At 57.8% G+C, this 14,188-nt stretch carries 10 protein-coding genes and 1 tRNA gene; 6 read left to right on the forward strand and 5 right to left on the reverse strand.

Translation table 11 applies throughout. The features are described 5' to 3' along the window. Nucleotides 1–478: 478 nt before the first annotated feature. The 4 genes from ACQRAP_RS03230 (at nt 479) to ACQRAP_RS03245 (ending at nt 4,752) form a co-directional block, all read left to right on the forward strand. Complete coding sequence (locus ACQRAP_RS03230; RefSeq protein WP_427728598.1) at nt 479–1,969, forward strand: PTS transporter subunit EIIC; 1,491 nt, start codon at nt 479–481, stop codon at nt 1,967–1,969. A 232-nt stretch (nt 1,970–2,201) separates the two neighbouring features. Further along, nucleotides 2,202–2,933: a GntR family transcriptional regulator gene (locus ACQRAP_RS03235; RefSeq protein ID WP_427718969.1), complete on the forward strand. Its 732-nt coding sequence runs from the start codon at nt 2,202–2,204 to the stop codon at nt 2,931–2,933. Between the two features lie 143 nt (nt 2,934–3,076). Beyond that, nucleotides 3,077–4,246, forward strand: coding sequence for an N-acetylglucosamine-6-phosphate deacetylase (gene nagA, locus ACQRAP_RS03240; RefSeq protein ID WP_427728596.1), 1,170 nt, complete (start codon nt 3,077–3,079; stop codon nt 4,244–4,246). 32 nt (nt 4,247–4,278) lie between these two features. Then, complete coding sequence (locus tag ACQRAP_RS03245) at nt 4,279–4,752, forward strand: YhcH/YjgK/YiaL family protein (protein ID WP_117778978.1); 474 nt, start codon at nt 4,279–4,281, stop codon at nt 4,750–4,752. A gap of 212 nt (nt 4,753–4,964) precedes the next feature. On the opposite strand, the gene ACQRAP_RS03250 is transcribed toward ACQRAP_RS03245, so the two are convergent. Then, nucleotides 4,965–5,040, reverse strand: a tRNA-Thr gene (locus ACQRAP_RS03250). 206 nt (nt 5,041–5,246) lie between these two features. After that, nucleotides 5,247–6,299 carry an aldose epimerase family protein gene (locus ACQRAP_RS03255; protein ID WP_427794880.1) on the reverse strand — a complete coding sequence of 351 codons (1,053 nt, stop codon included), beginning with the start codon at nt 6,297–6,299 and terminating at the stop codon, nt 5,247–5,249. Nucleotides 6,300–6,505: 206 nt separating this feature from the next. Here ACQRAP_RS03255 and ACQRAP_RS03260 point away from each other — a divergent pair, with 206 nt between their 5' ends. Then, nucleotides 6,506–7,270 carry a DeoR/GlpR family DNA-binding transcription regulator gene (locus tag ACQRAP_RS03260; RefSeq protein ID WP_427794881.1) on the forward strand — a complete coding sequence of 255 codons (765 nt, stop codon included), beginning with the start codon at nt 6,506–6,508 and terminating at the stop codon, nt 7,268–7,270. A gap of 510 nt (nt 7,271–7,780) precedes the next feature. On the opposite strand, the gene lacG (ACQRAP_RS03265) is transcribed toward ACQRAP_RS03260, so the two are convergent. Continuing rightward, nucleotides 7,781–9,202 (reverse strand): 6-phospho-beta-galactosidase, encoded by a 1,422-nt coding sequence (gene lacG / locus ACQRAP_RS03265; protein WP_427794882.1) that lies wholly within the window; start codon nt 9,200–9,202, stop codon nt 7,781–7,783. 75 nt (nt 9,203–9,277) lie between these two features. Then, nucleotides 9,278–11,056 carry a PTS lactose transporter subunit IIBC gene (locus tag ACQRAP_RS03270; RefSeq protein WP_427794883.1) on the reverse strand — a complete coding sequence of 593 codons (1,779 nt, stop codon included), beginning with the start codon at nt 11,054–11,056 and terminating at the stop codon, nt 9,278–9,280. Nucleotides 11,057–11,340: 284 nt separating this feature from the next. On the opposite strand from ACQRAP_RS03270, the gene ACQRAP_RS03275 reads away from it, so the two are divergent. Continuing rightward, nucleotides 11,341–12,342, forward strand: coding sequence for a LacI family DNA-binding transcriptional regulator (locus tag ACQRAP_RS03275; RefSeq protein WP_427794884.1), 1,002 nt, complete (start codon nt 11,341–11,343; stop codon nt 12,340–12,342). A 357-nt stretch (nt 12,343–12,699) separates the two neighbouring features. Here ACQRAP_RS03275 and lacG (ACQRAP_RS03280) read toward each other — a convergent pair whose 3' ends face one another. Then, nucleotides 12,700–14,139, reverse strand: coding sequence for a 6-phospho-beta-galactosidase (lacG, locus tag ACQRAP_RS03280; RefSeq protein ID WP_154514977.1), 1,440 nt, complete (start codon nt 14,137–14,139; stop codon nt 12,700–12,702). Nucleotides 14,140–14,188: the final 49 nt, after the last annotated feature.

Here is a 14,188-nt window from a genome sequence, read left to right on the forward strand (position 1 = left end):
AGGACATCGTTCTAGGGGGCTTTTTGCGTTGGAGGGAAGGGCGGGGAAGAGGGTGGTAGGGGAGAGGTTATATACAAATTCTTGGAGACTTTATTCATGTAAAGTGAAAACGATTTCGGCCAAACTGGTAGTAACAATGTGGTACCACTGTTCATCTGGTAGTAACCAATTTTGATTCGAAATCGAATGGAAATTGCTAAGAATAAGTTTGGTAATGAAAGAAACGCAGCACTTCTACCTGCGTAAATTACCGTTTACGGGCCAAAAATAACCGTTTGGCAACGAAATAGTAATTTGAACGAAATGTGTTGGACGTTTGAATTGAGTGTGTGCTACCGTACATACCAGCAACCCCAAATAGGGACTGGGTTGTCTAAGTTTGCGCACCAATGCCGGCAAGCGGAGAGGCCGGTATGCACAAGGCGCGGACATGGAACTCGTTGGTGAACAACGAAAGAAAGGTTGGAGGAGATACCATATGATGAAGTACCTCCAGAAGCTCGGCAAAGCGCTGATGCTTCCCGTTGCGGCGCTTCCCGTCGCAGGTATTCTTATGGGCGTGGGCTACCTGCTCGCTCCCGCAGTCATGGGTGCTGCCGGTGACACTACCGGTTTTGCCTATACCGCCGGTTTCCTGCTCATCAAGGCAGGCGGCGCTCTTATCGATAACATGGCCTGGCTGTTCGCAGTCGGCGCCGCTGTCGGCCTTGCCGACGATCACGATGGCACCGCTGGCCTCGCTGGCCTCGTCGCCTTCCTGATGATTCAGCAGCTCCTGAACCCTGCCGTTGTTGGCACTATCCGTGGTATGGATGCCGACGCCCAGACCGCTTGGCTCGCCACTACCGAGGGCATCGCGTTCTCCAAGATCGCTGGTAACTCCTTCATCGGTATCCTGTCCGCCATCATCGGTGGCACCTGCTACAACAAGTTCAAGGACACCCGTCTTCCCGACTGGCTGGCCTTCTTCTCCGGCAAGCGTTGCGTCGCCATCATGACTGCTGTCATCTGCATCGTCGTTTCCGTCGTCCTGCTCTTCGCTTGGCCCCTCATCTTCGGTGCGCTCGTCGCTCTGGGCGAGGGTATCGCTGCTATGGGTGGCATCGGCGCTGGCATCTACGCCTTCCTCAACCGCCTGCTCATCCCGACTGGTCTCCATCATGCTCTGAACAACGTGTTCTGGTTCGACACCATCGGCCTTGGCGACCTGACCCACTTCTGGGCTGGCGAGACCTCTGCCGACGTCAAGTGGAGCCTCGGCATGTACATGTCTGGCTTCTTCCCCTGCATGATGTTCGGTATCCCGGGCGCTGCCCTGGCTATGGTTCAGACCGCTAAGAACAAGAAGGCTGCTATCGGCCTGGTTGTCTCCGCCGCCATCTGCGCCTTCGTCTGTGGCGTCACCGAGCCCTTCGAGTTCGGCTTCATGTTCCTGTGCTTCCCGCTCTACGTTGTGTACGCTGCCCTGTACGGCATCTTCACCATCATCACCTACTATGTTGGTTTCCGTGCTGGCTTCTGCTTCTCTGCTGGCGCTACCGACCTCCTGTTCTCCGCTAGCCTCCCGGCTGCTGCCAACACCTGGATGATCATCCCGATGGGCATCGCTGCCTTCCTGGTCTTCTACCTCGTGTTCCGCTTCGCCATCACCAAGTTCAACCTCATGACCCCTGGTCGCGAGGATGAGGATGTCGAGGAAACCTCCGCTTCCGCCGCTGCTGGCGACGACAAGTTCGCCGCTCTGGCCGCCGCTGTTCTCGCTGCCGTCGGTGGCAAGGAGAACGTTAAGACCGTTGACTGCTGCGCTACTCGCCTTCGCTTCGAGCTCGGCGATTCCGCTCTGGTCGACGAGGCTGCCTGCAAGAAGGCTGGCGCTCTGGGCGTTATGAAGATGGACAAGGGTGCTACCCAGGTCATCATCGGTACGCAGGTCCAGGCTGTTGCCGAGGAGCTCAAGAAGCTTCTCTAAGCCTTAGAGACGTACGTGTCTTGCAAAGGGTCGTCCCGCTCCGCGGGGGCGGCCCTTTTTGCTACCTCGATACTTGATGAGGCGGTGCGATTGGTATTACAGTACACGGGCAAATAACCGGCAAACAATATTGCAATGTGCTGGTTGACCTGCTGTTATTCCGTTAAAACTGCTATAGTACGTGGTGTCTGGTTGCAACCAATTTCGAGTCATTTATCCGGCAGGTATCATCATGGCAATGGGAGCGCGCAAACAGCCTCTGTACGATCAGCTCGTCGATTTGCTGACCGATAAAATCGATCACGAACTTCGACCCGGCGACTATTTGCCGTCAGAGCGTGACCTGTCGGAACGCTACGGGCTCTCGCGTACGACGGTTCGCCTTGCCCTGCAGGAGCTTGAGCGCCTGGGCCTGGTGGTTCGTCAGCGCGGCCGTGGAACCATGGTGTGCGACCGCTCTCTGCAAACGGCAAACCTCTCGCAAATCTATAGCTTTACCGAGCAGATGAAGGCAATCGGCCGTGTGCCCAAGACGACGATTCTTGAGTTTACCGAGGTCGAGGCTGACAAGAATATTGCCGTAGAGATGAACGCGCGTCTTGGCGAGCGTCTGTACAAGATCAAGCGCCTGCGTATTGCCGATTGTGTGCCGCTGATGATTGAGTGTACATATCTGCCGAGTCGCAAGTTCTTTGCGCTTAAGCGCCCCATGATCGAGAACAAATCGCTGTACGACATGATCGAGCAGGACTTTCACGAGAAAGTTCGCGTGGCAGAGGAAGAATTCTACGCGAGTATCGCCCGCCATTCCGACGCCCGTCTGCTCGAGATTGCCGAAGGCGCACCGGTCCTGGATTTGATTCGTACCACATATGACATGAACAACGAGGTTATCGAGTATACGCGTTCGGTTGCGCGCGCCGACCAGTTTAAATACAAGGTCTACCACAACCGCGCAGTCTAGAGTTATTGGGTATAAACGGCTTGGTGTGTTTTGCGGCGGGTGCAAAATGCGCCAAGCGGTAGAAGGCAACGAACAATCGCTCGAATTAACAATGCAGTGGTTTTTGATCCGCCCTAAAACGCACTGCGGGTACGGGAGCATAGATGAGCACGTATGCTATCAAGGCCGACAAGTTCTTTTTGCCGGCGGGGCCGCAGCTGGGCGGCTACCTCATGGTCGAAGATGGCGTCTTTGGCGCTTGGCAGGCCGATGAGCCCGCTTGTGAGATCAAAGATTATTCGGGTACATGGATTGCGCCGGGCATGGTGGACACCCACATTCATGGCTTCTATAACCATGCCACGACCGATAATGATGCCGAGGGTATCAACATCAGCTCGACCGAGCTCGCTCGTCGTGGTACCACCAGCTGGCTGCCTACGACCTTTACCGACGGCGTGGAGCAGATCAAGGACGCCTGCGCTGCCATTGCACAGGCGGACGAGGAGCGCGGACCTGAGTTCTGCGGTGCTCGTATTCAGGGCATCTACCTGGAGGGTCCGTTCTTTACCATGAAGCATGTGGGCGCCCAGAACCCTGCTTATCTGATCGGCCCGTCCGAGAAAGTTTTTGACGAGTGGCAGGAGGCCGCCGGCGGTCGAATCGTCAAGAGCGCTATGGCGGCCGAGCGTGACGGCGCCGCCGCTTACGCCGCGGCTCTGAGCGCAAGGGGCGTCGTGACCTGCATCGGCCACTCTGATGCCACCTATGATGAGTGTGCTGCCGCCATCAATGCTGGCGCCAGCTGCTTTACGCATACCTACAACGGCCAGCGCGGTCTGCATCACCGTGAGCCCGGTGTCGTCGGGGCCGCTATGACCACGCCCAACACCTATGCCGAGATCATTTGCGACGGCAAACACGTGAACCCTGCTGCTATTAAGGCGCTGCTGCAGGCCAAGGGCTGGCAGCACACAGTGCTGATCACCGACTGCCTGGGTTGCGGCGGCATGCCCGAGGGCAAGTACACCAGCGGTGGCATGGATGTCATTATGAAGGACAACCTTTGCTGGCTTGCCGATGGCTCTGCTATCGCCGGCTCGGTGCTCACGCTCGCACAGGGTGTCAAGAACATTGTCGACTGGGGTCTCGCGAGCGCCGATATCGCAATTCGCATGGCGACCGAGGTGCCCGCGCGCTCTGCTCACGTCGAGGATAAATGTGGCAGCATTATGCCTGGCCGCGATGCCGATTTTGTCGTGTTCAATCCCGACCTTACCCTGGTCGAGACGTATGTGGGTGGCAACAGCGTCGGTAACGCGTTTGCCGAGTAGCCGCCAAAGAAACGATTCGAGAGGGGATTTAGATGATTTACGGTGCATTGGGCGATATCGAGGAGTATCGCGGAATGCTTAAGGGCCTCGACGTGCTGATCGACTGGCTCGAGGAGAACGACCCGGCGGAGCTCGAGGTCGGCAGCCATCCGATTCTGGGCGACAAGGTCTTTGCGAACGTCATGGCTCCCACGACGCGTCCCGAGGCCGAGGCTCACTATGAGACGCATCAGCGCTATCACGACCTGCAGATCGACGTCGAGGGTCGCGAGGCCTTTAAGGTCGCTACGGGTAGCCTGACGCTGGTCCAGGAGTTTGACGAGAAGGACGACTACGATCTGGTCGATTCCGACGCCTCGATCGCCGGCGATCTTGCCGACGACAAGTTTGCGCTGTTTGTTGCCGGCGAGCCTCACATGCCCACGCTCGAGTTCCCGGGCGATGGCGCGCAGCCGGTCAAGAAGATCTGCTTTAAGTTGCTTGCCGACGCCTACTGGGAGGAGTAGCGCGCTGCTCTGCTGAGCTGTTCGTATGCTGGCGTGTTTTCCCTAAGGGAAGCACGCTACGACCCCGTTAATCGTGTTTTCCCTAGGGGAATCACGATTAACGGGGTTTCTGTTTTTGAATAGGGGAGCTGGCGCTGTTGCGATGCGTGGATTGGCACGCGCACTCAAAATCGGCAACAAAAAAGCCGCCCGAAGGCGGCTGTCTTGTGCAATGGAGCCAGCGACCGGGCTCGAACCGGTGACCCCCGCTTTACGAGAGCGGTGCTCTACCAACTGAGCTACGCTGGCGGCCATGTGGTGACGCAGCTGAGGCGTCAACGGCTGTCTATGATACGGGACATCGCAAATCCGCGCAAGTGTTCTGACGGCTTTTCTCACGTTAAATGCACTAATCACTCAAGCCGGGATGTGCCTGGTTGCCTACAACTAGGTACAAAAACGCCCGTCGGCGGTGTGCCGGCGGGCGCTGCTGTGCGATATGTTGCGTTATGGGCTTAGTGCCTCATAAAGTGGTATTCGATCACATTGCTGTAGGGATGACCCGGGCCCACAATGCCCTGCGGGAACAGCGGCTGGTGCGGCGTGTCGGGGTACATCTCGGCCTCGAGGGCAAAGCCGGCGCCCCAACCATAGTTGGCGTCGTCCTTGGCGTGCTCGTCGCCCAGCCAGTTGCCGGTGTAGAGCTGAACGCCCGGGGCGGTGGTGTAGTAGTCCAGCTCACGGCCGGTCCACATCTCCTCGACGTGCAGGGCACGGCGCAGATTGCGGCCGTACTGATAGCCGCCAATGCACAGGCAGTGATCGTAGCCGCGTGCCTGCTTAATCTGCGGATGGTCGGCCTCCATGCCAGGCGCGACGGGGCGTAACTCGCGAAAATCAAACGGTGTTCCCTCGACCGGAGCAATCTCGCCAGTAGGAATGTTCTGGTCGTCGATGGGCAGGTAGTGGGCAGCGTTAGCAACAAAGAAGTGCTCGCAGTCCATGCCGGCATTATGACCGGCAAGGTTAAGGTACGTGTGGTTGGTCATGGACACGTACGTGGCGCGGTCGCTCTCGCAGCCATATTCGATACGGAAGCGGCCGGTGTGCGTCACGGTAAACACGGCCGTAAAGGTGCGGTTGCCGGGCAGGCCCAACTCGCCATCCTCAAGTGAGGTGGTCATGCGCACGGCGTTGTGAGCCTCGTCGAGCTCAACATCCCACACGCGCTTGTGCAGGCCGTGTTCAAGATCGCTGTGCAGGTTGTTGGCGCCCTCGTTGGCGGGCATATGCCAGTCCGTACCGTCGATGGTGATCGTTGCACCCGCGGTGCGGTTTGCCACGGGGCCAATGGTCGCGCCAAAGCAGGCGGGGTTGTCAAAGTAATCCTCGAGCTTATCGAAGCCCAGCACCACATCGCGCACGTTGCCGGGAATGTCGGGCACATCGATACCCAGCACGGTGGCGCCATAGTCCATAATGCGAACGCAGATCTCGGGCCCGTTGAGGGTGTAACGATGAACGGGGGTACCGCACGGCGCGGTGCCGAAAAGCTCAGAAGTGATCATTTGGTTCCTAACATCGAGGTATTTCCGACAAACTGTAGCGCGAACAGGTGAGATTATCACTACATCCCACTAAAGCAGGGGGTATTTTTCTCAAAAAAGTGATGATTGGAGCTGTGCGGGCGTTCATTTTTGACGCGCACGAGTCTGATACAATTTGTTCGTTACTGTTTGAATGATATGCGCGCAAAGAACGGCGAGGATTCATCGTGATTAAAGCGGAGCGACAGGATAAGGTTCGTCAGCTGCTCGAGGAGCAGGGCACGGTCTCGGTCAAGGAGATTTCGGATGCACTGGGCGTCTCGGATATGACGATCCGCCGTGATCTTGAGGAGCTTGCGAGCCTGGGCGAGATCGAGCGCGTGCACGGCGGCGCCCGCAGTGCGCAGGGTCGTCCCCACGCTATGTTGCGCCACGAGTACTCGCACAGCGAAAAGCGCACCAAGCATGCCGAGGAAAAGCTGCAGATTGCGCGCCGCGCCGTGGAGCTTATCGAGGAAGGTTCGACCATCTTTTTGGGTACGGGCACCACGGTTGAGCAGATGGCCTCGATGCTGCCGGCGTGCCGCCTGCGCATTGTGACCAACTCGCTTTCGGTGTTTAACCTGCTCGAGGCGCGCGAAGACTGCGACCTGTGCCTCGTGGGCGGCATGTATCGTCGCCGCACCGCCGCTTTTGTGGGACCAACGGCCGAGGATACCCTGCGTGCGTTGGGTATCGATGCGGCGTTTATCGGCGCCAACGGCATCTTGGACGGTGACGTATCTACGTCCAACATGGACGAGGGCCGTATCCAGCAGCTCGCCTTTAGCAAGGCAGACTCGCGCTATCTGATCGCCGATTCCAGCAAGATTGGCAGGCGCGACTTCTACACCTTCTGCCGTCTGGACAGCCTGGATGCCGTGGTGTGCGAGCCGGGTATTACCGCCGAGGACCGCGCCGCCATCGAGGAACACACGCAGGTCATCTGCTAGCTAACGCTATTGGATTGCTAACAGGCGATGCGGGAGGACTTTTACCTCCTGTCATTGTGGAAACCAGCGCGTCAGCGCTACGCGATATGACGCGCAAATGGGGACTTCGCTATCAAATTGTCTCAACCTGTGATATCTAGGCGGCCAAAAGCGAGTCAGATGTTACAGATCGAGATTTTTGGCTCAGCCTATTCCGTTTGTCTCAATCTGTAACAGCTAGGACCTAAAAACTCGACTAGGTGTTACAGATCGAGATTTTGTCTACCCAGCCATCACCTTTGTCTTGATCTGTAACAGTTAGACGGTTAAAAGCGAGTTAGATGTTACAGATTGAGATATTTCTGCTCGGGCGTTCTGTTTGTCTCGATTTGTAACAGCTAGGGCCGAAATATTCGGCTAGATGTTACAAATCGAGACAAACGACCTGCTCGGGCCGAGCCAAAACAAAAAGGCCGCATGCGAACCCGTGGAGGGATTCGTATGCGGCCGACAGGGGGTATGCGGCGGAAACTAGGCCATGAGCAGGCCGGTCTCCGCGACGTTCTTGTACCAGTACGCGCTCGCCTTGGGATAGCGCTTCTGGGTCTCAAAGTCGATGTAGAACAGGCCGTAGCGCTTGTTGTAGCCGTTGGTCCAGGAGAACTGGTCCTGCAGCGACCACACAAAGTAGCCGTCGACGTTCACGCCGCCGTCGATCGCCTTGAGGATCCACGCGAGATGCTGGCGCATGTAGTCGATACGAGGGGCGTCGTCGATAAAGCCATCCTCGAAGTCGTCCTTATAGCCCATGCCGTTCTCGGTGATGTAGATCTTCTTGTAGTTGGGGTAATCGTTCTTAATGCGCAGCAGCAGGTCGTACAGGCCCTCGGGATAGATGATCCAGTCCCAATCGGTGGTGGGAACGCCTTCGCGCACGCACGACTCGCCCACGCCCTTGAGGAACCAGCGCGAAGATCCCTTGTCGCCGGTGCCATTGTGGTTGATGTCGTTTTCGCCCTCGGCAGCACGCAGGAACTGGCACTTGTAGGTGTTGACGCCCAGGCAATCGTTGTAGGGGAGCGCGGCGGTCAGCGCGGCGATGTCCTCGTCGCGGACGTCGAGCTCGCCGCCGGCGATATGGGCCAGCTTGGTTGCGGCTTCCATGGTGTCGGCTGCATAGTGGCCGCGGAAGGTGGCGTCGAGCACCCAGCGGTTGTTGATGACGTCGGCCATGCGAGCTGCCTCGCAGTCGGCAGCGCTGTTGGGGTCGAGGGGATACTTGGGCTCCAGGTTCTGGACAATGCCGATCTCGCCCTCAAAGCCGCCCTCATGGAAGGCGACGACAGCCTTGGCGTGGGCCACCATCATGTTGTGCATGAGCTGGAAGGCCTTGTCCAGGCGGTACTTCTCGCCGTGCGGCCAGTTGCCGACGATAAAGCTGCCCTCGGCGGTTGCGGGAATCTCGTTAAACGTGAACCAGTGCTTGACCTCGGTGAACTCGGCAAAGCAGAACTTGGCGTACTCGACAAAGGCGTCGATCGTCGTGCGCGTCAGGAAACCCTCGCCGCCGTTCTGGTAAAAGGCCTCGGGCGTATCGAAGTGATCGAGCGTGACATAGGGGATAACGCCAGCTTTGTTGCAGGTGGCAAAGAGCTCGTGATAGAAGGAAACACCTTCGGGGTTAATCTCACCGGTGCCGTTGGGGAAGATGCGGCTCCAAGCGATGGAGACGCGAATGCCGTTAATGCCAAAGCGCTGGCACAGGTCGATATCGACCGGATACTTGTTGTAGAAGTCGCTTGCGGGGTCGGGGGAGAAGCGACCCTGAGCTGCCAGGAAATCGTCCCAGGGCACTTTGCCCTTGCCGTGCGTGCGGGTCTCGCCCTCAACCTGGTAAGCGGCGGTGGCGCCGCCAAACACAAAGCCGTCGGGGAACTGCATGGGGTTGGTCATGAGGCATCCTTTCTGCGGGATACGAATAGGGAGAGGTGCCCGAACTGGGGATCCGGGCACCAACAGAGGGAGGAACTAGTCGAGGTTCTCGCGGAGCCACTTGATGGCGCCAGCGGGGTCGCGAGTAAGGTCGATATATTCCTTACCGCGCGGGGCGAGCAGCTTAATGCCCAGGCGATCGGTGTCGGCCTTCATGTCGTTGTAGTAGCTACGAACCTGCGGGGCAAGCACGATAACGTCGTACTGATCCATGATGGCAGTGTGCTGACCATAGGCGCCCGCGGAGGAAGCGATGTTCTCTCCGGTCTGCGCAGCACCTTCCTTGATGGCGTTGGCAAGCATGGCAGAGGTGCCGGCACCGGCGCACAGGACGAGGACCTTCAGACCGTCGACATCCTTCTTAGCGGATGCTTTGACGACGGGCTCGGGCTGATCGGCGACAGGCTTGCTGTCGGTGGCAGCGGCGGTCGGCTCGACGGAAGCGGTAGCCTGCTCGACAGCGGGCGCGGAGGTGCTGGCGGCGATGGTGGCAGCACCATCGGACTCAAGACCCAGCTCGGCGGCGCGCTCTGCCTCCTGGTCGCAGAGCAGCTTATCGTATGCCTTCAAGAACGGCAGGTAGATGATGGCGTCCAGCAAGATGATGATCGCGACAAATACCAGGGCGATGAGCTGGAAGTTCGTGGTGATGAAGATGCCGATGGGGGCAGGGGTAGCCCAAGGCACCACGAAGGAGAAGCCGTTCATACCCACGTTATCGATAAAGAACTTGGCAACACTTACGTTGACGCAGCCGGCAGCAACAAAGGGGATGAGCATGTAGGGGTTGAGGATCATGGGCGCGCCAAAGAGCAGCGGCTCGTTGACAGCAAAGGCGACCGGTACGATCGAGGCCTTACCGACGGCTTTGAGCTGCTTGGACTTCATAAAGAGAATCAGCAGAAGCGGCACGATGAACGTGGCGCCGGTGCCTCCGAACTCACCCACGAGCGACATGTTAAAGGTGAGGGAGTGGGCGGGGTGACCACCGGCCAGCAGAACCTGCAGGTTCTCGGCCTGGTTGGCAAGACGGATGGGGTCGATGCCCGGCTGGACAATCGAAGGACCATGGACACCGATGAACCAGAAGAACGCGGTGGCTGCCTGGATAAGGATAAGGCCAGGATAGGTTTCTGCAGCGGTAAAGAGCGGGGAGAGCAGTTTGATGAGCAGCTCGGAGAACGGAACGCCCATGAGGTTGCGCACGACGACATCGATGATGCCGCAGATGATGACGGCGCCGCCAAAGGGGATGATGTCGCGGAAGTTCTGAGCGATGGCGCCCGGAACCTCCTTGGGCAGCTTAATGGTCAGATCGCGCGAGACGCAGAATTTATAGACCCACACGGTAATGAACGCGGCGATATAGGCCGAGAACAGACCGCGCGTGCCCATGCTGGTGCAATCGAAGACCGAAAGCTCGGAGCCGTCGAGCTTGGTGGTGAACTGCGTAACGGCGAGCAAAAGCATGCTGCACTGGGCGGCAACCATGGTGGAACCGTCGTTGAGCACCTTGCCGGCGGGCATGCGACGGTTCATGGAAGCCGTAAAGTTCTTGGCGGTGGTACCGGCGACCATGATGCCCATAACGCCCATGGTGAAGTTGTACAGCTTGTTGCACCAGTCGATGAGCGGCTGGGGCAGCGTGATGCCAACTACGCCAGGAAGGGTGGCGATCAACAGGAAGATCGAAGAGGTGAGGACAATGGGCATGCACCCAAGGAATCCGTCCTTGATGGCCTGGAGGTAGATGTTTCTCGAGATCTTCTCAAAGAACGGTTGATGCTTTTCGAGCATCTTTACGATGGCGTCCATAGAGCTCCTTTGCTACTTGATGCGCGATGCATGTGGATGGAACTGGTCGTCGATGGATGGTCAGGACTGCCCGGAAACCTTCCTGCTTAAGGAAGGCATTGTGAAATGACAACGTTGTCATTTCGTTAATGACAACGTAAGACATTTTTGGAAGAGCAACAAGGATTTACAGGTGAACGGTCGATATCGTCCGATAAACGGCTGATTTATCAGTCAGGCAGGTAGTGTATGCTAGAACACAAAAAACAAGCGATAGAGAACCGACTGGAGAAGCAGTGGCAACGATGGACAAGAAAAACGTCTCGATGAACGATGTGGCGATTGCCGCGGGTGTTTCTCTCAAGACGGTGTCGCGCGTGATCAACGAGCCCGATAGCGTACGAGAGTCGACACGCAATAAGGTCCATTCCGCAATGGAGGCGCTCGGGTTTCGAACCAACTTTGCCGCGCGTTCACTCAAGTTGGGCCGTTACGGGTGCATCGGCGTGGTGATGTTCCACTTGTCGGGCGGCGCCGTGGACATGATTGACGGTATCGCCGATGCCGCCGAAGAGCGAGGCTTTGCGCTCACGATGATCAAAAAGCGGGCGGGGGAGAAGATGACCCTTGCCGAAGCCGCGCGCAGGATGTCGCAGCTGCCTGTTGATGGCATGATCTTCAACCTGCGTCAGATGGTCGATGACTTTGATACCTTTGAGGCGCCGAAAGACCTGAAGACGGTGATTATCACACCGATGGAGCATCCTACCTGCTATACCGTCAGTGACGATCAAGAGGGTGGTGCGCGCATGGCGTGCGAGTACTTCTTGGATCATGGTCACAAGAACGTGTATTTCGTTTCTGGTAAGAAAGAGTCGCTGTCGAGCCAGTGCCGTATGAAAGGTTGGCGTGCAGCACTCGAGACGCGTGGCATTGAGCCGCCCGAGCCTCTGCAAGGTGATTGGAATGCGGATAGTGGCTATGCCGCGGGCCTTGTGCTTGCCGATAAACCCGATTGCACGGCGGTCCTCGCTGCTAACGACTGCATGGCAAACGGCGTGATGATGGCTCTACGTGACAAAGGGCTCAGTGTGCCCGACGACGTGTCCGTGATCGGCTTCGACGATGAGCTCTACAAGACGATTCCCAACTCGATTCTGACGTCGGTGAAGTTTCGTCACCGCGAGCTGGGCATCCGTGCGCTTAACGAGGTCGTCGCAGGTCTTGAGGCTCCGAGCTCCAGAAGCCGCACGCTTGTGTCGGGCGTGTTGGTCGAGCGTTCCAGCGTGAAGGACCTGCGGGCGTAGACGTGCTCGGCTCGTTCATCTCAATCTGTAACAGTTAGGACCGAAATACTCGGCTAGATGTTACAGATCGAGATTGAGAGGATTGTCCTGTGCGTTTATCTCAATCTGTAACAACCAGACGTCCAAAACCGGTTTTAGTGTTACAGATTTAGACAATTCGGCCCCGTCTTCCCGGTTTGTCTTGATTTGTAACAGCTAGGGACCAAAAACTCGGCTAGATGTTACAGATCGAGACAAACGGCCCCCCAGCCGAACAAAAACAAAAGGCCGGGGGCGGCGCGCCGTGTGACGTGCCACCCCCGGCTGAGAAATGGGGACAGGTTATGTGAGCGGGGCAATTCCGCTGGTCGCCAGCCGCTAGTCCAGACGACGGGTCTGCGCCACGTGCTTGTACCAGTAGGCGCTTGCCTTGGGCGTGCGCTTCTGGGTTTCAAAGTCAACGTAGAAGAAGCCATAGCGCTTGTTGTAACCATTGGTCCAGGAGAACTGATCCTGCAGACTCCACAGGAAGTAGCCGCCCACGTTGACGCCCACCTCCATGGCCTTGAGCAGCCAGCGCAAGTGCTGCTCGATGTAGTCGATGCGCGGCTGATCGTCCACAAAACCGTCCTTGTAGGGATCCTTGTAGCCCATGCCGTTTTCTGTAATGAAGATCTGCTTGTAGTTGGGGTAGCGCTGCTTAATGTAGACGAGCAGATCGAACAGGCCCTCGGGATAGATGATCCAGTCCCAGTCGGTGGTGGGGATGCCAGGCTTGTTCACGTGCTCGCCAATACCCTTAACGCGCCAGCGGCCGGTGCCCTTCTCGCCCGTACCGTTGTGGTGCAGGTCGTTCTCGCCGTCGTAAGCCTTCAAGAAGCGGCACTGGTAGTTGTTGACGCCCAGGTAGTCGTTGTAGAGCGCGGCCTCGCGCATAATCTCGAGGTCCTCGTCCAGGATCTCGATGGTGCCGCCCGAGACGGCAGCCAGACGGTTGGCGCACTCGAGGGTGTCGGGCGCGTAGTCGCCGCGGAAGGTGGCGTCGAGCAAGAACTGGTTCTGCAACACGTGCTCGTTGTTGGCGGCTTTGATGTCGGCGGGGTCGTTCTCGTTGAGCGGATACTTAAACTCCAACGACTGAATGACGCCGATTTTGCCCTTAAAACCGCCGTTGTGGAAGGCCAGTACGGCCTTGGCGTGGGCGAGCATCATGTTGTGCTCGCACTGGAAAGCCTCGGCCAGATGCGCCTTGACGCCGCCGGGGAAGGTGCCCTCGATGTAGGTGTTGGAGGCATCGGCCCAGATCTCGTTAAAGGTGAACCAGTAGGTCACCTGGTCGGCGTACTCCTTAAAGCAGAAGGTGGCAAAGTCCACAAAGGCATCGATGGTCTCGCGGTTGAGGAAGTCGCCCTTCTCAAAGAGGGCAAGCGGCGTGTCGAAGTGATGCAGCGTGACAAACGGCTCAACGTGGTGCTTGTGGCACTCGGCGAAGAGATCGTGGTAGAACTGCACGCCCTCGGGGTTGATCTCGCCGGTGCCGTTGGGGAAGATGCGGCTCCAGGCAATGGAGAGGCGAATGCCGTTGATGCCGAACTCCTCGCACAGCTCCAGATCGACGGGGTACTGGTTGTAGAAGTCCGAAGCGGGATCGGGGGAAAAGCGCCCCTGGGCCTCCAGGAAGTCGTCCCAGGCAACCTTGCCTTTACCGTGGGTGCGGGTCTCGCCCTCTACCTGGTAGGCAGCAGTGGCGCCGCCAAAGACAAAGTCCTCGGGAAACTGCGCAGGCGGGTTGGTGACGCTAGCAGGGTTAACGGACATGATGATCCAATCGTCTAAATCGAAGGGCCAGCCGGTCTTGGATGATCGG

This window comes from Collinsella sp. SGI.180 (genome assembly GCF_050313455.1).
GTDB lineage: Bacteria > Actinomycetota > Coriobacteriia > Coriobacteriales > Coriobacteriaceae > Collinsella.